Genomic DNA, 18,794 nt, shown 5'->3' on the forward strand with positions numbered 1-18,794 from the left:
AAGCGCAGGTGGCTTGCCGAGTCACCGGTCAGCGCACAGCCAGAGGCCGCCTTGCGGCGGCCCCTGGTTGATGCCCCAGTGTTGGTTCGGTCTGTTCTAGTTGGTGTAGACGGGCCCCACGCCCAGTCCCCAGATAATCACGGTAGCGGCCATGATTGCCACCAGTACCACCAAGCCCACTGCCAGCACCGAGCTGGAGAACAGGAAGCCTTCATCCGACGGTATGTTCATGAACGTCGGCAAGCCGACATACAGCAGGTACACCGTGTAGCAGATGGCGGCAGTGCCGATCAGCATGCCCAGCCACAGGTGCGGGTAGAGCGCCGCCAGGCCACCGATGAACAAGGGGGTAGCGGTGTAGGTGGCAAAAGCGATGCATTGCGCCATGGACGGGTTGGCATCATAGGTGCGGGCCATCCAGTGGATGAATGCGCCCATTACCGCCACCCCGGCGAGCATGGCCAGGTAGGACATGATGCTCATCCAGATTGCGCTTTCCATGGTCAGCATCACTGCTGGCCGGTCACCGATCACCCAGCCCACCTGGGTAGTGCCGATAAAAGCCGAAACGGCAGGAATCGCCGCGAGGATCAGGGTGTGCGTCAGGTACATGTGGCTGATGGTTTCTTCTTCGCCACGAATCTCCCGCCATTCCTGATCGGGATGGGTAAACAGCCCCACAACGTGATGAATCATGCCGATCACTCCTCTCAATGTTGCCAAACGCCCCCCAATATGGAGCGCAAGCGGCCCGAGGCCCTAACACCGATGCAAGCGGTAATGTGGCCTTATGTCGCAGTATAGGAAGCCGTTACCCACATAAACCGCGCTTTTTAGAGCAAATTGCGCTGTAAGCCGTGCTGTTGATTACATTGAAGTCTTTATCGGAATGCCTACAGCGGCGTCGCGTTTGTGCGTAAAATAGCCGGCTTTTGTCACACCTCGCGGATCCAAGCGCTATGGGCACCCTCTCGGTCAACCAGAACAAACTGCAAAAACGCCTGCGTCGTCTCGCTGGCGAAGCCATCACCGACTACAACATGATCGAGGATGGCGACAAGGTCATGGTCTGCCTGTCCGGCGGCAAGGACAGCTACACCATGCTCGACGTTCTGTTGCACCTGCAGAAGGTGGCACCGATCACGTTCGAGATCGTTGCGGTGAACATGGACCAGAAACAGCCGGGCTTCCCTGAGCACGTATTGCCGGCTTACCTCAAGGAACTGGGGGTCGAGTACCACATCGTCGAGAAGGATACCTACTCGGTGGTAAAGGAGCTGGTACCCGAAGGCAAGACCACTTGCTCGCTGTGTTCGCGCCTGCGCCGCGGTACCCTGTACACCTTCGCCGACGAAATCGGCGCTACCAAGATGGCGCTGGGGCATCACCGCGACGACATCGTCGAAACCTTCTTCCTCAACATGTTCTTCAACGGCGCGCTCAAGGGCATGCCGCCGAAGCTGCGCGCCGACGATGGCCGCAACGTGGTGATCCGCCCGCTGGCCTACTGCAGCGAGAAGGACATCCAGGCCTACTCGGACATGAAGGAGTTCCCGATCATCCCGTGCAACCTGTGCGGCTCGCAGGAAAACCTGCAGCGCCAGGTGGTCAAGGACATGCTGGTGGAGTGGGAACGCAAGCACCCGGGCCGTACCGAGAGCATCTTCCGTGCCCTGCAGAACGTGGCACCGTCGCAGTTGGCCGACCGGAACCTGTTTGACTTCACCAGCCTTAAGATCGACGAAAACGCTACCCCGCGTTTCCTCGACGTGCTGAACATCTGAGCCCATGCGCGATTACCAGTGGTTGCATGAGTACTGCCTGAATCGCTTTGGCTCGGCCCAGGCGCTGGAGGCTTTCCTGCCGCAGCCGCGCACGCCGGCGCAACTGCGCGACATCAGTGACGACCGCTACCTGTCGACACTGGCCCTGCGGGTGTTTCGCGCCGGGCTCAAGCACAGCCTGGTGGATGCCAAGTGGCCGGCGTTCGAGCAGGTATTCTTCGGCTTCGACCCGGAGAAAGTGGTGCTGATGGGCGCCGAGCGTCTGGAGCGGTTGATGCAGGATGAGCGCATTATCCGCCACCTGGGCAAGCTCAAGAGCGTGCCGCGCAATGCGCAAATGGTGCTGGATATCGCCAAGGCGCATGGCAGTTTTGGTGCGTTCATCGCCGACTGGCCAGTGACCGACATTGTCGGCTTGTGGAAGTACCTGGCCAAGCACGGCAACCAGTTGGGCGGGTTGTCGGCGCCACGGTTCTTGCGCATGGTCGGCAAGGAGTTATCCGCTTAGCTAGGCCTGCGTTGACATCGAGCCATTAATAGCTCTGCCCTCTGAAATTTTCCCTCTTATGTGTCAACATTAATCGCCATATCACCAATCAACATTTATTATTAGAAGACTCTTACAAAGTGTTGATCTGATTGTTGGGTATTAGACCGCTGTCGCCAGCTTGTTGACAGCGCCTGAATCACATGCTTTATTGACTGAAGTGGTAGACCCGGCGTAGGTCTATCCAGTCTATCGACTAGTTCATAATCGTTTTAAGGGAACCAAACTAAGGTTTGGCCTTATCCGAATGATCAGCGTTGACTTTGATGCTCCATTTATCAAGGTGCCGCTGATATGTCCTGCAAAAAAGAAATCCCCTCTATTTCTGCTGGTCGCATTGTAGGTTTCATTGCTACCACGCAGCCTTCCAAAGAAATTAATCTTCAAAAGACCGTTGCTCCAGATGCGCGGCACTCTATTGCTGAGTGCGAGGCGCGGCTATGAAAGTTCGCGAATTCAAAGATTTTCAAGGGCGACCTTCTGCCCTGATTTTTGATGAGGGGCGGCCAGTCTTCTTAGCTAACTTTTGGCTCATAAATTTCAAGCCCGGTTTGTCACCTAAGTCACGAGTTTTAATAGCTTATGATTTAAGCGTGGTGATGCTTTACCTCAAGGGTAATGAAATAGACATAGCGGCTAGGTTCGCAGATGGAGATTATCTGACTATTGGTGAGATTGTTCGGCTTCGAAATAGATTGGAAGAGCACAAGCGGACAGTTGAACTGCGAGTGAAAGGTGTTGGAGTTTTGGCTCCAACAATGACTTGCAGTTCGGCATTTGTTCGACGTTGCCGGACAGCACGAGAGTTTTTCGAGGTGATGGCAGAGGAATTGTGTCCGCGGGGAGCAGTTGATAAAACGTCTCTCAATGGATTTAAGGCCAGATTAGAAAAGCATCTACCAAGTAGGCAGAAAAATGACATGCCTTCTATGGTGGAGCCGCTATCTGACAAAGAATTTTCGCAAATGGATTCCACCATAAGAGAGCAGGCAAAGATTGGGGGGAGAGCCAAATTTCTAATTCACCGGGATCTGGTTATTTTTCATCTGCTCCGCGAGCTCGGAATTAGGAATAGTGAACTGCTTGGGATAAAGGTAGACGGGTTCTCTCGCTCTGCTAATGGTTATATGACTGTGCATATTCAGAGGAATAAAGACCTTCTCGATGATCCTAGGTCAAGCCCGGCGACGGTCAAAACACTGGAAAGGAAACTCAAAATTTCTGACAATCTTTGGACGCTAATTGAGCGATACATAGTCGAGAGAAGGAAGTTAATAGTTGCTAGAGGCCATAGCTTCCTAATTGTTACGCGTGACGGTGCACCATTGTCGAATGATTCTGTTGGCGCATTGTTCAAAATGCTGCAGAAGAATGCTGGGCGGCGAATAACGCCTCACACGCTTCGACACTCCTGGGCTTGCAATTTCATACTTGAAGAATTTGAGCGGGCCTCAAGTCTTTCAAACAGAGAAAAAGAAAGAGTGATTGCGTCTGCATTGAGTGTGCTCAGAGCCCATATGGGTTGGGGGTTGAATTCGTCCATGCCTGATCACTATGCAAGATTCGCATTTCAAAAAATTGGTAACGATAGACTCTTATCCGAAGAGCAGTTGATCCATGCAAGCATTATGAGTAGGAGTGAAAATGAATCAGATTAAACAAGAAGCGGAAACGCCTGAGGAGTTGACTGATCTATATGCTTACCATCACAAGACTAATTTGAGCTTCGTTGTTAATGATAGATTCATTATGAACCATGAATCACTTAGACGAGAGGCGCAAATAGATTTCAAGGAAATGTCGGGGGTTTTCAGTCAAGAGGTCGTAGAAGCGCTTCGGTTTGAATTCGTTTCGTGTGTTTCGCAAGGCTATGCACTATCAACCATTGCTACCTATATTTTGAAGACTAACGAACTTATAAGGCTTGTTAAGAAAGCAGGGGCTATTGAGGCACGACCTATAAAATCGCTATGTGCGGACCCTAAGTTGTGGAAGGTGTTTTGGGAATGGCTGGACAGAAATAGAAACTATAAAACATTTATAGTCAGGTGGAATGGTGATGAGGGCTTGTTATGGAGTGATCAGTTCGGTTCTCTCATCAACGCTCTTCCTTCACAATCCACTAGAGATAGAGCTGCACGATCTGCCGATCCATACTCTGGAGCCCTGACTGAGTCTGAAGTTCGTGATATTACTTTTGGGGTTTGCAAGGGGTATGAACAAGGGCTGCTTCATATCGAGCATCTGGCCACATACTTCTTGGCTTTACTACTCGGCTACCGACATAGTCAAATTATCAATCTAAAGGTGCAAGATTTGACGTATAGCGAGGAGCTTAAATCTTGGCGATTGAAGGTGGAAATGATAAAACAAAAAAATAAAAGTGCTCCTGTATATGTATTTGTGCGCCTTCCTATACTGATTAATACGCTTCTAGATTATCTGGTGCCTCTTTGTAAGGCAAGGGGGAAAGATTATTTGATTCATCGAACAACAAGTTATTCGGGATGCCATGTCCCTGAGGAGCTTATTAGCGAGCTTCCAAATAAAAAGTGCGTAGGGAGCGTATTGCTGGGGCGTATAGAAGAAGTCATATATTCCCTAGGTGTGAGGACGCCAAGGGTAGAGGGTGGTCGAATTAATTTAAACTTTATTAGGTTCAAACATACGCTGCTCACCAGAGCGGCTGTAAATGGGGCTACAGCTCATGAACTCATGTACCTCGGTATGCACAGTGATATAACCTCGGCCCGCTCATATATAGACTCAATTCCAGCCGCGCAGGCCAGGATTAGAGAGGAACTTGGGGGTGCGCTTACGTCGATAGCCCAAGTCTTTCTAGGGGCAGTTTATGAAGGAGGATACGAGAAAGCGATCTTGGAGATGCCTGACTCAATCAAGCGGCATTATGGTATAGCAGGAGCAAAGCCTATTGGTGTGTGTGGGAGTACTGTGAACTGTACTGATCATGCCCCGGTGGCGTGCCTGTTGTGTCCGAAGTTTCAACCATTTCGTGATGCTCCATTCGGAGAATATAAAGATTACTTAACTATAGAATGTAGGAATCAACCTTCCTATCAGGTTAAGCAAAAAATTCAGGAGTATATACAGGCGTGTGATATGTGGGTTAAAAGGGTGAGCTAAAGGTGATGATATGAGTTTTGTTGATGCTAAGAATAATTTTCAGAACTTGATAAGCAGTTTGGTTCCAATTTTTCAGGATTTCGTTCTTGTTGATGGTGTTGTTGATATTACTAGTAGATATAAAATACCACCTCGTATGATGGAGAAAGGTGCCACTGGTGCTCATGCATATACCCTGCCCTCGACCCTGCCGCTTGATTCTAAAGCTTTAATTGCCGCTAGCGTCAGTGAAGAATGGACTTTGCTGTTCAAGCTTGCCAATTTAAGTCGCTCGCTTGCAGGTAATAAATCTTCTAAGGACGTTAGTGTTGCATTTTATTATCTGCTAAAGGCCATGCCAGATTTTAAGATGCCGTGGGAGGTGGTAAATTCAGACTTTCTTCGAGCGTCAAGTCAATCGGGGGTAACGCAATCGCAACAGTTTAGAATGGGCGCAGGGCTTAGTTATATAGGTAGATTTTATAATAAATATGGGCTTTCTTCAGAAACTATAAGGTATACGCAAAACGCGCATCTGAGACCTGAGCGCTCCTCAAAAAGCCTGCTTCCCGATCTTGAGTCTTGCCGGGTGCTGGCTGCCACTTTTAGCGAACCCAGTAACAACTTTGAAACCCTTGTCACCTCAGCTTTTGCTCTACTAAATTATGCCCCTTCTAGGGCTTCTGAAATAGTTACCTTGGATATTAATTGCATTACTGATCTCGATGGTTTTGGGCTTCGTTTTCCCTCTCTGGCTAAGAACGGTGGTGCTGTAGTAAAAAGGGCACCGTGCGTCGAGTTTGAAGAGATTGTTCGTGTAGCGGTTGATCGTTTGAAAGTATTAAGCAAATCGGTTCGTCAGAGTTCGGCTTGGTACGGAAATCACCCTGATAGCCTTTATATTCCTGAGCATCTAGCAGGCTTGCATGCCAAGTCCTATTTTACTGCCGTTGAGGCGTTAGAGATTATAGGCTACGAGCGTAGTGATGGTTGTACCTCCATTCGCCTGTATCCCAATAGACCCAATTCACCCTTGTATCATTTTATGCCGCCCGGTTTAAGCAGGCTGTTTGAAGGTGAATTGCTCTTCAAAGGGGATGAAGTCAAGGTTCCTGTTTATGGCGATTCTGTGATATCTAAAGAAAAATTGTTAGAGTGGATTCGTAGTCATCTTGGGACAACGTTCCCATATGTGGATGGGGTTTCAGGCGTACGCTGCGAAAATTCAATTTTCATTTACCCGGTGTCGTCACGGTACCCAACTACTAACATTTCATGGCAGTGCAAGTACGTTCCTGACTTCTTTTCTACTTCAAAGCTGCAGATGCATTTTTCAAGATTATTCTTTAGATCCATTGGTCGGGAGGAGCTGTCGATTAAGTCGCATACGATGCGCCACCTTCTAAATACTTTGGCTCAGACCAAGCATATAGATCAAAGGATTGTGGCAATGTGGTCTGGTAGAAGTTCAGTGGAACAAAATGCTGATTACGATCACAGATCTATGGAGGAGAAGACGGAAGCTGTTGATGTGGATTCAATAAGTTTCAAATATGAGTTTGGCGGTTTTTTAAATGATCTTTATAATTCCGAGTACGAAGATAAAGGTGTTTCTACTGAGCGATTTTTTCAAGAGGTCGTTGGCTCGCTTCATGTTACAGAGTTAGGTTTCTGTCGGCATAATTATGCCTCGGGTCCCTGTCCGAATGTTTTCCAGTGTGTCGATTGCCCAGAACACTGTTTTACAAAAAGCGAAAGAGGCCGTTCTGCTGCGAGTAAAATGATTCAAAAATTAATTCCTGTTATCGAGTTAGCAAGAGTTGCGGTGGATAATTGTGAGCCAGGAGCTGATAAATTTTTAGAAGTCCATGAAAGAAAATTGTCACGATATAAAAAGCAACTCCAAATCTGCATGGATGAGGAAATCCCATCTGATGCGCTTTGCTCACTTCCACCTCTTCTGCCACATGATAATCTTTTATCTAAGTCATTGAAGTGGCGTGAAAGTAAGTCCGGTGAGTTGGTGAGGGTGGCTCACAAAAATGGGCGTGCTCATGGTTACAGTCGTGCCACGATTGAACAGGTTAGAAACCTGTCAGAGAAATGGGATCCGGAAATTCATGGTCTTCCGACATGGAAAGCGATTTGTGGTTTTATTGAGGCATCTTTTAATCTCACTGTGCGTCCTGAGTCATTGCTAATGAATAAGGAAATTGCAATGATATTTGAGGTTTTGGCTGCTCGGTTGTTAAAAGATCCAATGGTTAAGCGAGATGGCTCACTGCGCTGGCACTGGAATATTAATTACTTGGCAGCTGAGGCATTAGAAGTCTGGGATTATGATCGCCTAAGATCACCATCATGTAGCAGTGTGGCTGATGAGATTAATCGTAAACACCCATGCGTGAGGGCTACCAAAAATACTATTGAGAAGAATAAATTCACTGCTCATCTCGTTGCACGAAAAAAGCAAGAACTGCAAGATAGTGGATTAATACAGCTATCTCGCCGAGGGCGGGTTCTAAGTGAGCGCGAAGTAGTTTTTGATGGCGGTAAGGAGCTTAACGCATACAGAGCATTCACTGAAATTTGTTGCAATTGGAGTCTTGAGTATGGTCTTCCTACCAAGAAGGCAGTGCTGTCGGTTTTGCTTAAGAAGTATGGATTTGATTTTTCCTTTTATCAAATCAGTAACATTCAGCAGTTATCTTCTGTGTTTAAGTATATGCAGGATAAATTTAAGGGGTCAAAATATGTATTGTACAATTCTATGAATGTGCCGCGATGGAATGTCTTTAAATTAATTGAGGAGTGCCTGCATGATGTCTCGGTGGTCCATGCTGATTCATTGTATGAAGCTGTGTGTTCCAGATTTCCTGGTTTTAATTCATCGCGCTTGTGGTTTTCCAGATACGTCTCGCGTTATATGCATGGAGAAAGAGAATGAAGCGACGTGCGATTACAGACATAGATCTTAAGGATTTTGTAAAAATATTGAGGGGGTGGGACACGGTCGATGATGGCTTGTTGAGTTGGAACAGTTTTATAAAGCGTATTGAAGAGGCGGTCGGCTATTCCTATGAGCGGACAACTTTATATAAGGCCAAGAGAGGTGAGATACTCAGGGAGTTTCAAATTGCTAAGAGTCGGCTTAAGGTAAATTCCACTCCGGCAGGGCGAGGGAGCACGATGTCCCGTCAGGAGCTTCTCAAGGCTCATACAAATCAGTTGCTCGAAATCGAGCGCCTGCGCGATGAAAACTCTCAATTGTTAAAATTGCACGTGAAGTATTTGAAGCTTTTTTTTGAGAATGACATTATTCCGGGTGAGGACTAGTGGCTTCAGTTGTTCGACTCTATACCTCGGTTGCTCAGGAGACCAAACATGAGTGATCCAACACTGACTCAAGGCGCTCGTGCTTCGATGCTCAAATTTCAGTTTTGCTACACAACTGTGCTCGAAGCAGTGGACGCCCAGTACGATGTTCGAGGCTATTTACTGAGCCAGTTGGTCAAGATTTGCCTTGAGAATCGCGCTATTATACCGCCGGCACAACGGTCCTACTACGACTGCTGCGTTCATCAAAACGCTTTGGCCTACTTGGAAGACTTTACTGCCCAGCTATTGTTCGGACCGGGAGGGCGATTTTCTCCACACGAATATCGTTACATGGTTGAGAAAAAATTGTAGCCTCTACTAATGTAGCGAGTGCAGTAGCACATGTTTGGCTATTGTACATTATCTAAGCTAGCTAGCATCTGCGCTAATAGAAGGGGATCGAAGCCAGGAGGCTCAGGAAAAATGGCTTTATCAGAGCAAGTACAAAATCTGATTCGGCGTGCAATTGACGTAGCTCTGTACACTGTGACCCTTGAGGCTATAGCGTTGAGCAAGATTGTGAGTGACTGCAGCCGGGCAGGCGCACACGAAATAGGCGACCTTGAAAGGTAAGTACAGTAGCGACTAGAGCTTTGCCCTGATCTCGTGGAGCTATCAGCAGCCCGGTAACCTTCCAAGGCGCGTGCCAAGAACCGATTCTGATCATATTAGGCTCTGTCTGAAATCCCAAGAAACTGAAATGTGGCCCCGGAACAGCCCGGGTTCGGTACAGTCGCCGACCATCTACGGAAAGGAATTCTGTGATGGCAAAGCGTTATGAGCTCTCGGATGAAGCCTGGGCGGTGGTCGCCGACCTCTTTACGGCAGTCCACGTCAGGGGCAGGCCCCGCAGCAGTGATCGCTTGATGCTCGATGGTGTTCTCTGGGTGCTCTGCTCAGGAGCAGCCTGGCGAGATATGCCCGAGCGTTTCGGGTCTTGGGCGACTGTCTATCATCGCTTCCGAGTCTGGCGAAACCGCGGAACGTTCGATCAGATGCTCAGACGATTGCACCTCAGACTCAATGACAAAGGCTTGATCGATCCCCACACCTGGATGATCGATTCGACCGCTGTTAGAGCAACCCGTGCTTCATCTGGAGCGCGGAAAAAAGGGGGCCTGACGAGCCTGCCGATCACGCTCTAGGCCGAAGTCGTGGCGGCCTGACAACCAAAATCCACATGCTCTGCGACGCCAACGGGATACCGTTGCGCTTTCTCCTCTCTGGCGGTCAAGCCAGTGACATCAGCTACGCACAACCACTGCTGGACGAGGTCAGCATTCCATCGAGCCAACGTGGCCGCCCGCGCAAGCGCTGTAAATGGCTACTTGCCGACAAGGGCTACGACGCCGAAGCGCTACGCCGCTACTGCGATCAATATCGAATGCAACCCGTCATCCCGCTGCGCTCGATGAAGCGCAAGCCCAAGCCTGGCTTACCCAGACTGTTCGACCGGCCCAAATACCGACAGCGCAACATCATCGAACGCATGTTTGGCTGGCTGAAAGAGAACCGCCGGATCGTCACGCGCTTCGACAAGCTCGCAAAAAGTTACGCCGCGATGGTCTCGCTGGCTTGTGTCATGCGGTGTATGCGACGGCTTTTTTCAGACAGAGCCTAGGTGGGCGGCCCCAGGAGAAGCAAGCCTCAGTGTCACAGTTTTTCCGGGTAATAAACCAAGCGTTAGATTACATCCATCCTCCTCCCTTTGAGTTGCCCGCTTTGCCGATCTTTTTCCAATAATATTTGCTCGTTCAATCGGGCATTAGAGTTGGTGCGAATTGAACACGAAATGTGAACTGCTCGTTCACGCTTCACGGTGTTGACGGCAGTTTCCTGTTCGGTATGCTATTTATGGACGTTATTTCTCAATTCGAGTGCTGTGACGTCGCTCAGCTATGCATAAGTTGGCATTTGGAATTTCTAAGCCTCGATAGCCTTCTTGTAAGGAGTGTATGGACTCTCCATGCTGTTATTGAGCTGGGTGAAAGCTTGTGCGTGCTAGTTTTTATTGGCGGATTCGATAGCTGAAGCTCAGTGGGTAGTTGAGAATTTCGTCTTGAGTAATCTGGTATGGTAATTGATCTCTATGAGGGTTGCTGTTCGATTACCAATAATTAGGTGGTCAAAAAAGTTTTTAAAATATATAGCGCGGGTAAGTTGGTTTCTGGGGAGTTGGCTGTTATAGAAACGCTCCGAGCGTTGATCTCCGTACTAGGGAAGCGGTTTTGGTCGACGTAATGGCGTCAAGTAGCTTTGAAAGTAGCCGGGGTATATAGGGATAGGGCTTCGGGGGTTGGTCGATAAATCTTGTGTCTACAATACTAATAATGGTCTCCTGAAATAATGAAGAAAATCCTGCTTTGTCTACTCTGTTTCGTCGTAGTAGGCTGCTCCAAGCAGCCTGAAGCGGAGAAGTCCGTAGATGTGCTTTTGATTGGCGGCGGTATCATGAGCGCAAGCCTCGGTACGTACCTCAACGAACTTGAACCAACTTGGAAGATTGATTTATACGAGCGCCTGCCGAAGGTTGCCAGTGAAAGTTCCTTCCGCCTCAATAATGCCGGTACCGGTCACGCGGCGTTCTCAGAACTAAACTACACCCCGGAAAGGGGTGATGGCAGTATTGATGTCAGCAAGGCTGTAGCTATCAATGAGGCCTTCCAGATATCCCTGCAATTCTGGTCCCATCAGATAGAGCAAGGTCGGCTGCATGATCCAAAATCTTTCATCAACAACGTGCCGCATATGAGCTTTGTTTGGGGTGATAAGAACGTAGAGTTCTTACGTAAACGCTACGAAGCTCTGCAACATACCTCGCTCTTCCGTGGAATGGAGTTCTCTGATGATCCTCAACAGATCAAGGAATGGGCTCCCTTGGTTATGGAGGGGCGCAAGCCAGGCCAAAAAATCGCTGCAACCCGTATGGAAATTGGCACTGACCTGAACTTTAGCGAGATCACTACTCAGTTGGTTGATTCTCTATTGAAGAAAGAACAGTTCTCATTGCATTTGCAGCATGAAGTACGTGACATCAAGCGTGCACCTGAGGGTGGTTGGAACGTTACTGTTGCTGACCTAGCTAACGGCGACAAACTGAGTACTGTCCACGCGAAGTTCGTATTCATCGGTGCCGGGGGCGGCGCACTTAAATTGCTGCAAAAATCTGGTATTCCAGAAGCTGATGACTATGCAGGCTTTCCTGTCGGTGGGTCGTTCTTGATCACTCGCAATCCGGAAGTTGCTGCTAGGCATAATGCTAAGGTTTACGGGAAAGCTTCGGTAGGCTCGCCGCCGATGGCCGTACCTCACCTGGATACTCGATATATCGATGGCCAAAAAGTTATTCTGTTCGGACCATTCGGGACCTTCTCTACAAAGTTTTTGAAAAATGGTTCATTGCTGGATATGTTCAGCACAATGACCAAGCATAACATCCTGCCAGTAATTCAGGCTGGTATGGATAACTTGCCGCTGGCTTCCTATCTGGTCGGACAATTAACTCTTGGGCAAAGTGGACGAATGGAGGCCCTCCGCGAGTATTATCCTGAGGCCCAAGAAAAGGATTGGGAGTTGATTCAGGCTGGGCAGCGCGTGCAAATTATCAAAAAGGATCCGAAGCTCGGTGGAGTATTGCAATTTGGCACCGAAGTCGTCAGTTCCAAGGATGGTTCTATCGCTGCCCTGCTGGGTGCATCGCCGGGAGCTTCTACAGCAGCGCCGATTATGCTCCACCTGATGGAAAAAACTTTCACGGATAAAATCAATACTCCGCAATGGCAAGCTAAGCTGAAGGAGATCATTCCTTCTTATGGTTTGCCGATGAATGGCAATCTAGATCTGACAAACCGTATCCGTGGATGGACAAGCAATCGGTTGCAATTGAAATATGTTGAGGTTAAGCCTGAAGCAGCCGAGGAAGCACAGGCATCGAATCGGCCCGTATCTCAGTAGGTAGTATTGTTTTAAGCCATAAGTTAAGGGGCTGAACTTGTGCGAAGACAAATGGCTTTATAGGTCGTTTGTCTTCGTTAACAAGGGCTAATCCCGTTTTTGAGAATTGCCCGCCGAAATGCGGTGCTCCGTCAGTTTCTTGATGGAAGAGCACGTTGTGTTAAAGGCAACTCGGAATGCGCTCAGAACGAGAGTCCTTGTATTGCTTTTTATGAATCAATAGGTGTTTTTCATCCAAAATAATAAACAAGAGAGAATAGCCATGTCGTTAAATCGTCGTCTATTGCCAGTTAAGTTTCGCGGTCCTGTGCTTCTGGAAACACCACTGTTGAACAAGGGTACTGCCTTCACCCTGGTCGAACGTGAACAATTCCAACTACAAGGCTTGCTGCCTGCGAAGGTGGAGACGCTGGAAGATCAGGTGGTCAGGGCCTACCGACAGTTCAGTGAAGGTGCAACGCCTCTGGACAAGCACGTTTACCTGCGATCGGTGCAGGATCGCAACGAAACGCTGTTCTACAAGCTGGTGGAGTCGCACCTCGAAGAGATGCTGCCGATCATCTACACCCCGACCGTGGGCAAGGCGTGCCAGGAGTTCTCCAGGATATACCGCAGCCACCGGGGTGTGTTCATTTCCTACGAGGAGCGCGATCGCATCGACGAGATGCTGGCCAACGTCACCAAGGACAACGTCAAGGTCATCGTGGTCAGCGACTGTGAACGCATCCTTGGCCTGGGCGACCAGGGCATTGGCGGCATGGGCATTCCGATCGGCAAGCTGTCGCTGTACACCGCCTGCGGCGGGATCAGCCCGGCCTACACCTTGCCGATCGTGCTGGATGTCGGCACCCAGAACGCGGCCTTGCTCGATGACCCGGAATACCTCGGGCTGAAACAGCCGCGGGTGCGTGGCCAGCAATATGATGATTTCCTGGAGGCCTTCGTGGCCGCCGTGCAGCGGCGTTGGCCAGGCGTACTGCTGCAGTTCGAAGACTTTGCCCTTGCCAACGCGATGCCGCTGCTGGAGCGTTATCGCGACCAGTTGTGCTGCTTCAACGACGACATCCAGGGTACTGCAGCGGTAACAGTCGGCACCTTACTTGCTGCCTGCCGGATCAAGGGCGAAACGCTTTCTCAGCAAACTATCGCCTTTGTCGGTGCGGGTTCTGCCGGGTGTGGTATTGCCGAACAGATCATCCAGGCGATGGTCGAGGAGGGGCTGAGCGATGCCCAAGCGCGTAGCCAGGTGTTCCTGCTCAACAGCAAAGGCTTGCTGACTGATCGCCAGCAAGAGCTGTATCCGTTCCAGATCCGTCTTGCTCATGCCACGGCTTCACTGTCGCAGTGGCAGTTCGCTTCGCAGTGGCCGGACCTCGAAGAGGTAGTGCGCAATGCTCGCCCCAGCGTATTGATCGGGGTCTCGGGCAAAGCGGGGTTGTTCACCGAGTCAATCATCCAGACGCTGTATGAGGGGTGCAGCCAGCCAATCATCATGCCGTTGTCCAACCCCACTTCGCAGATCGAAGCGAATCCGGCCGACCTGCTGCAATGGACCGAAGGCCATGCGCTGATCGCTACCGGCAGCCCGTTCCAGCCCGTTGAGTGGGCGGGGCGGTCCTACAAGATTGCCCAGTGCAACAACTCGTACATCTTCCCGGGCATTGGCTTGGGAGTGATCGTCAGTCAGGCCACCCGGGTAACCGAGAGCATGTTGATGGCCTCGGCCAGAGCACTGGCGCAAAGTGCCAAGCCCGGCGAGATGTTGCCTGCGATGGCGGAAGTGCAGGCGGTGAGCAAATCAATCGCATTGGCTGTCGCATTGGCGGCGCAGGCTGATGGTGTTGCGGCGGAGCAGGACGAGCGGACGCTGCGCGAGGCGATTGAGGCTTACTTCTGGACGCCGTGTTACCGGACGTACCAACCAGCCTGAAGTTGTTGATTTTCAACGAGGCCCCGAGCGTTCGGGGCTTTCTTTGATGTGCGGGAATGGCATATCGCTTGTCAGCGCTACCAGCTTGGCTGCGGTGGCCTCGTTGGCGACTGAGAATCTGAGGGGCGCCCGATACTTGCACGGAAAACTACGACCTATATCCGACAGGCATTAGCACATTGTTCATCGTGTGCCTGGCAGAGCGTCAGTGACGTGAACAGACGTAGAGCCGCACACGCTGATGAAGCAGGTGCACGCACCGGCCGATCTCTAGCGTCAGTATCAAGGCGCTATATGCACGATTCGTAGACTGTGTCTACACGATGAGCCGTTGAGCAGTGCAAATCTGCAGAGTATCTTCGCCGCAATTTGAAGTTATTTCGGAATTGCTATGCTCGCCCTTGTACTTGATTTCTGTTTTGGTATCGCCATGGGCGTCTTGGGTGGTTTCTTCGGGATTGGAGGTGGCTTAGTAGCCATACCGATCATGACCTTATGGCTTGATCAGTCCCAGACTATGGCCCAAGGCACAGCGTTGATTATGATGGTTCCGAACGTCGTGCTTGCACTCTGGCGATATCAGCAGCGAACGCCTTTAAACTGGAAGTGGGTTTTTCCTCTAGGATTGGCCGCTCTCTTAAGCGCGGGTTATGGGGCCAGAATTGCCACGGAAATGGACGCACATCTTATCCAGGTCGGGTTTGCTGTCCTGATGCTTTTGCTTGCAACCCTGAATCTTTTCCGTTCTCGTCTGGCTACACGTTCAACAGCCACGGCACGCGCTACCTCTTTCCGTCTTGCAGCCCTGGGGGGTGGTTGTGGTGCGCTGGGTGGTTTCTTCGGGGTTGGCGCATCAGTGGTGGCGGTGCCGGTTCTTACTGGTGTGTTTGGCTTTAGTCAGGTAGCAGCACAAGGGATGGCGCTGTCACTCGCGCTGCCCAGTTCCCTCATCACATTAATCACTTATGGCTTGGAAGGTCATGTCGATTGGTCAATGGGGGCTGCAATGGCGCTAGGTGGTCTATTCAGTGTGAGTTTGGGGGTGAGGTTGGCTTATAGGGCCCCGGAAAAGCTTTTATGTGGCTTGTTTTCGTGTTTTTTGGCGGGGAGCGCAGCGCTTTTACTGATTCGAGCTTAAGCTCGTTCACGAATCGTAAATCCATGCTCCACTGAACGCGCGTTGATGTGCTTTCCCGTATCGATATCCTTATGTTGTAACGCTGCCACGCAGTGACCGTGATGCCTTAGGGCGTGAACAACAACAAAGGGTATGTACTTGCGATGAGCACCCCCAAAACGCTGTACCAAAAACATATCGATTCCCACACTGTCTGCGAACTTGACGATCAGGGTCATGTGCTGCTGTATATCGACCGTCAAGTAGCCAACGAATACACCAGCCCTCAAGCCTTCAGCGGTCTCCGCGAGGCGGGGCGCAAAGTTTGGCGACCGTCGGCAACGCTTTGCGTGGTAGATCACGTAAACCCTACCGCTCCAGATCGGATCGCGGATATGCCGGATGCTGGTGGTGCGCTGCAGGTCAATTACTTCGAGCAGAATTGTCGTGATTTCGGCATCGAGCTTTTTGATGTTCTAGATAAGCGCCAAGGCATCGAGCACGTAGTGGCGCCTGAGCAAGGCTTCATTTTGCCAGGCATGATGGTCGCTGCAGGTGACAGCCATACCACTACTTACGGTGCACTGGGGGCGTTCGGTTTTGGTATTGGCACATCTGAGATTGAACACCTGCTGGCCACGCAGACGCTGGTCTACAAGCGGCTGAAAACAATGCGCGTTACGGTCGAGGGTGAACCCGGTCGTGGATTGGTTTCAAAAGACATCATCATGGAGCTGATCCGCCAGATCGGCGCAGCGGGCGCTACTGGTTACGCGATCGAGTTCACCGGCCCTGCGATCAGCGCATTGAGTATTGAAGCTCGCATGACGATCTGCAATATGGCTGTCGAGGCCGGCGCGCGTGGTGCCTTCATGGCTCCCGATGACAAGGTCTACGCCTACCTCCAAGACAAGCCCCGCGCGCCGAAGGGAGCGCAATGGCTAGCGGCTGTCGAACAATGGAAGACCTTGTTCACGGACCCAGGTGCAAGCTTCGATAAAGAAGTACACATGCATGTTGCGGACCTGCAACCAATGGTGACTTGGGGTACCAGCCCTGATCAAGCCGCCTCCATCACTGGAGTCGTACCTGATCCGATGCAGGAATCCGATCTCATCCTGCGTCAGGATTTGCAACGTGCCCTGCACTACATGGACCTTCAACCTGGTGCTGCTCTGGAAGGCATTCGTATCAGTCACGCCTTTATCGGCTCGTGCACCAATGCTCGAATCGAAGACTTGCGTGACGCCGCTCGTGTCGTAAGTGGCCGCAAAGTTGCTGCCGGCGTGCGGGCAATGATTGTTCCTGGCTCGACGATGGTACGCGACCAAGCGGAAGCTGAAGGTATCGCTAAGATTTTCCGTGATGCCGGTTTCGAATGGCGTCAGTCTGGGTGCTCAATGTGCCTGGCGATGAACGATGATGTGTTGAGTCCGGGCGATCGGTGCGCATCGAGTACCAACCGTAACTTTGAAGGCCGTCAGGGGGCCGGGGCACGTACCCACTTGATGAGCCCTGCAATGGTTGCCGCTGCGGCAGTCACTGGTCATTTGGTCGATGTACGTTCTTTGGCGTTGGAGGCATGAGCATGGAACCTTTCAAGTATGTGGAGGGCTACGCAGCCCCAATGCTGGCAGCAAACGTCGATACCGATGTGATCATGCCCAAGCAGTTCCTTAAAGGGATCGATCGAAGCGGCTTGGATCGCGGGGTATTCTTTGACCTGCGCTTCCTTCTCGACGGTACGCCAAACCCGGACTTTGTCCTCAATCAAGACCCATGGAATACGTCGACCTTCCTGGTAGTAGGTCCCAACTTTGGTTGTGGCTCCAGCCGTGAGCACGCGGTCTGGGGACTGAAACAACTGGGTATCCGGGCGTTGATTGGCACCACCTTTGCGGGAATTTTTTATGACAACTGCCAGCGCAATGGTGTACTGACCATTCAGCTAGAACCCGCCGAACTGAAGGAATTGGGCCAGGTAGTGAGCGAGCGAGGTAGCTCCTGCATTGCGATCGACCTTGAGACCCAGCACATCCTTCTGGTCGACGGCAGAGCAATCGAGTTCAAGATCGATGCGCTGCGTAAGCAAGCACTGATGTTGGGGCTCGACGCCATTGGTACAACGCTTCAGCGCAGCGATGAAATCCGCGCATTCGAAGCGCGCCATCTTGAAAGCAACCCCTGGTTGGTTTGATCGATAGCGGATTGATGGGCGGGGGGCTCGCTCCTCGCTCAGGAGTATTGCGATGTTGAATGTATCCAACCACGGCGATTGGCCTGCGGGCTACTTGATTAATCCTTGTGCTCCATCCTTGTGCGATCAATGGCATGAAGCGTTCGAAGGAATGCCTTCAGCCATTGTCAGTGACAGCCTGGGACGAAACACTGGTGGCCTCGGCCTGAAGCCCTATCACGGTCTGCGCCATCTATGTGGTACAGCGCTCACCGTTCGGGTACGACCTGGTGATAATCTGCTGGTGTTAAAGGCTATCCAGATGGCGCGGCCGGGCGATGTGCTGGTAATCGATGGAAGCGCGGATCTGAGTCGGGCTGTGATTGGTGGCATCATGCGGGCCATGGCCATCAAGGCGGGTATTGCCGGTGTCGTGATCAATGGTGCCATCCGGGATCGTGAAGAATGGCTCGATGGTGAACTGCCTGTTTATGCCCTTGGTTTTGTTCATCGTGGTCCAAGCACTGACGGTGGTGGCGAGATCAACATCCCTATCGCTTGCGCGGGGATGCTGGTAAGTCCGGGTGATCTCATCGTCGGTGATGCGGATGGTGTCGTTGCGGTGCGGAGGGATGAATTATCTATAGTTCATGCACGATGCACCGAGCTACTAGATCGTGAGGCGGGCATCCTCAAAGCAGTAGCCTCGGGTGAGCTTGACCCTGCTCGATTTGACGAAATCCTGCGAAGCAAAGGTTGCCCCATTTAGTTGTGACCAAAAGACC

14 protein-coding genes and 1 pseudogene are annotated in these 18,794 nt (G+C 50.9%); 14 read left to right on the forward strand and 1 reads right to left on the reverse strand.

The window, feature by feature from the left end:
- Positions 1–96: 96 nt before the first annotated feature.
- Positions 97–696, reverse strand: coding sequence for a Yip1 family protein (locus tag ACF8Q6_RS18300; protein ID WP_003252385.1), 600 nt, complete (start codon positions 694–696; stop codon positions 97–99).
- 263 nt (positions 697–959) lie between these two features.
- Here ACF8Q6_RS18300 and ttcA point away from each other — a divergent pair, with 263 nt between their 5' ends.
- The 14 genes and pseudogenes from ttcA (at position 960) to ACF8Q6_RS18370 (ending at position 18,778) form a co-directional block, all read left to right on the forward strand.
- Positions 960–1,784, forward strand: a complete 825-nt coding sequence (gene ttcA, locus ACF8Q6_RS18305; protein WP_014592121.1) for a tRNA 2-thiocytidine(32) synthetase TtcA — start codon at positions 960–962, stop codon at positions 1,782–1,784.
- Positions 1,785–1,788: 4 nt separating this feature from the next.
- A pseudogene (locus ACF8Q6_RS18310) lies at positions 1,789–2,280 on the forward strand (DNA-3-methyladenine glycosylase I); the annotation flags it as partial.
- Positions 2,281–2,771: 491 nt separating this feature from the next.
- Positions 2,772–3,989 carry a tyrosine-type recombinase/integrase gene (locus tag ACF8Q6_RS18315; protein ID WP_392493185.1) on the forward strand — a complete coding sequence of 406 codons (1,218 nt, stop codon included), beginning with the start codon at positions 2,772–2,774 and terminating at the stop codon, positions 3,987–3,989.
- Positions 3,976–5,475: a hypothetical protein gene (locus ACF8Q6_RS18320; RefSeq protein ID WP_392493183.1), complete on the forward strand. Its 1,500-nt coding sequence runs from the start codon at positions 3,976–3,978 to the stop codon at positions 5,473–5,475. Before ACF8Q6_RS18315 ends, ACF8Q6_RS18320 begins: the two co-directional genes overlap by 14 nt.
- 10 nt (positions 5,476–5,485) lie before the next feature.
- Positions 5,486–8,401, forward strand: coding sequence for a hypothetical protein (locus ACF8Q6_RS18325; protein WP_392493181.1), 2,916 nt, complete (start codon positions 5,486–5,488; stop codon positions 8,399–8,401).
- On the forward strand, positions 8,398–8,790 hold the full coding sequence (locus ACF8Q6_RS18330) for a hypothetical protein (RefSeq protein ID WP_392493179.1): 393 nt from the start codon (positions 8,398–8,400) through the stop codon (positions 8,788–8,790). The genes ACF8Q6_RS18325 and ACF8Q6_RS18330 overlap by 4 nt, the downstream gene beginning before the upstream one ends.
- A gap of 48 nt (positions 8,791–8,838) precedes the next feature.
- Positions 8,839–9,144 (forward strand): hypothetical protein, encoded by a 306-nt coding sequence (locus tag ACF8Q6_RS18335; protein WP_392493178.1) that lies wholly within the window; start codon positions 8,839–8,841, stop codon positions 9,142–9,144.
- Positions 9,145–9,596: 452 nt separating this feature from the next.
- A protein-coding gene (locus tag ACF8Q6_RS18340) for an IS5 family transposase (protein ID WP_152604589.1) occupies positions 9,597–10,453 on the forward strand; the annotation gives its coding sequence in 2 pieces (ribosomal slippage) (positions 9,597–9,945 and positions 9,945–10,453; 858 coding nt in all).
- A gap of 725 nt (positions 10,454–11,178) precedes the next feature.
- A complete protein-coding gene (gene mqo / locus ACF8Q6_RS18345) occupies positions 11,179–12,786 on the forward strand; it encodes a malate dehydrogenase (quinone) (RefSeq protein WP_392493175.1) in 1,608 nt (535 codons plus the stop codon).
- 262 nt (positions 12,787–13,048) lie between these two features.
- Entirely contained in the window at positions 13,049–14,716 is a 1,668-nt protein-coding gene (locus tag ACF8Q6_RS18350; RefSeq protein ID WP_392493174.1) for an NAD-dependent malic enzyme, read from the forward strand.
- Between the two features lie 391 nt (positions 14,717–15,107).
- Positions 15,108–15,854, forward strand: a complete 747-nt coding sequence (locus ACF8Q6_RS18355; RefSeq protein WP_392493172.1) for a sulfite exporter TauE/SafE family protein — start codon at positions 15,108–15,110, stop codon at positions 15,852–15,854.
- A gap of 143 nt (positions 15,855–15,997) precedes the next feature.
- Positions 15,998–17,419, forward strand: a complete 1,422-nt coding sequence (leuC, locus tag ACF8Q6_RS18360; protein ID WP_392493196.1) for a 3-isopropylmalate dehydratase large subunit — start codon at positions 15,998–16,000, stop codon at positions 17,417–17,419.
- Positions 17,416–18,030, forward strand: a complete 615-nt coding sequence (gene leuD / locus ACF8Q6_RS18365) for a 3-isopropylmalate dehydratase small subunit (protein WP_392493170.1) — start codon at positions 17,416–17,418, stop codon at positions 18,028–18,030. The genes leuC and leuD overlap by 4 nt, the downstream gene beginning before the upstream one ends.
- Positions 18,031–18,082: 52 nt before the next feature.
- On the forward strand, positions 18,083–18,778 hold the full coding sequence (locus ACF8Q6_RS18370; RefSeq protein ID WP_392493168.1) for an RraA family protein: 696 nt from the start codon (positions 18,083–18,085) through the stop codon (positions 18,776–18,778).
- The last annotated feature ends 16 nt before the right edge of the window (positions 18,779–18,794 follow it).

The sequence above is a fragment of the Pseudomonas sp. GLN_2 genome (genome assembly GCF_043106005.1).
GTDB classification, from domain to species: domain Bacteria; phylum Pseudomonadota; class Gammaproteobacteria; order Pseudomonadales; family Pseudomonadaceae; genus Aquipseudomonas; species Aquipseudomonas alloputida.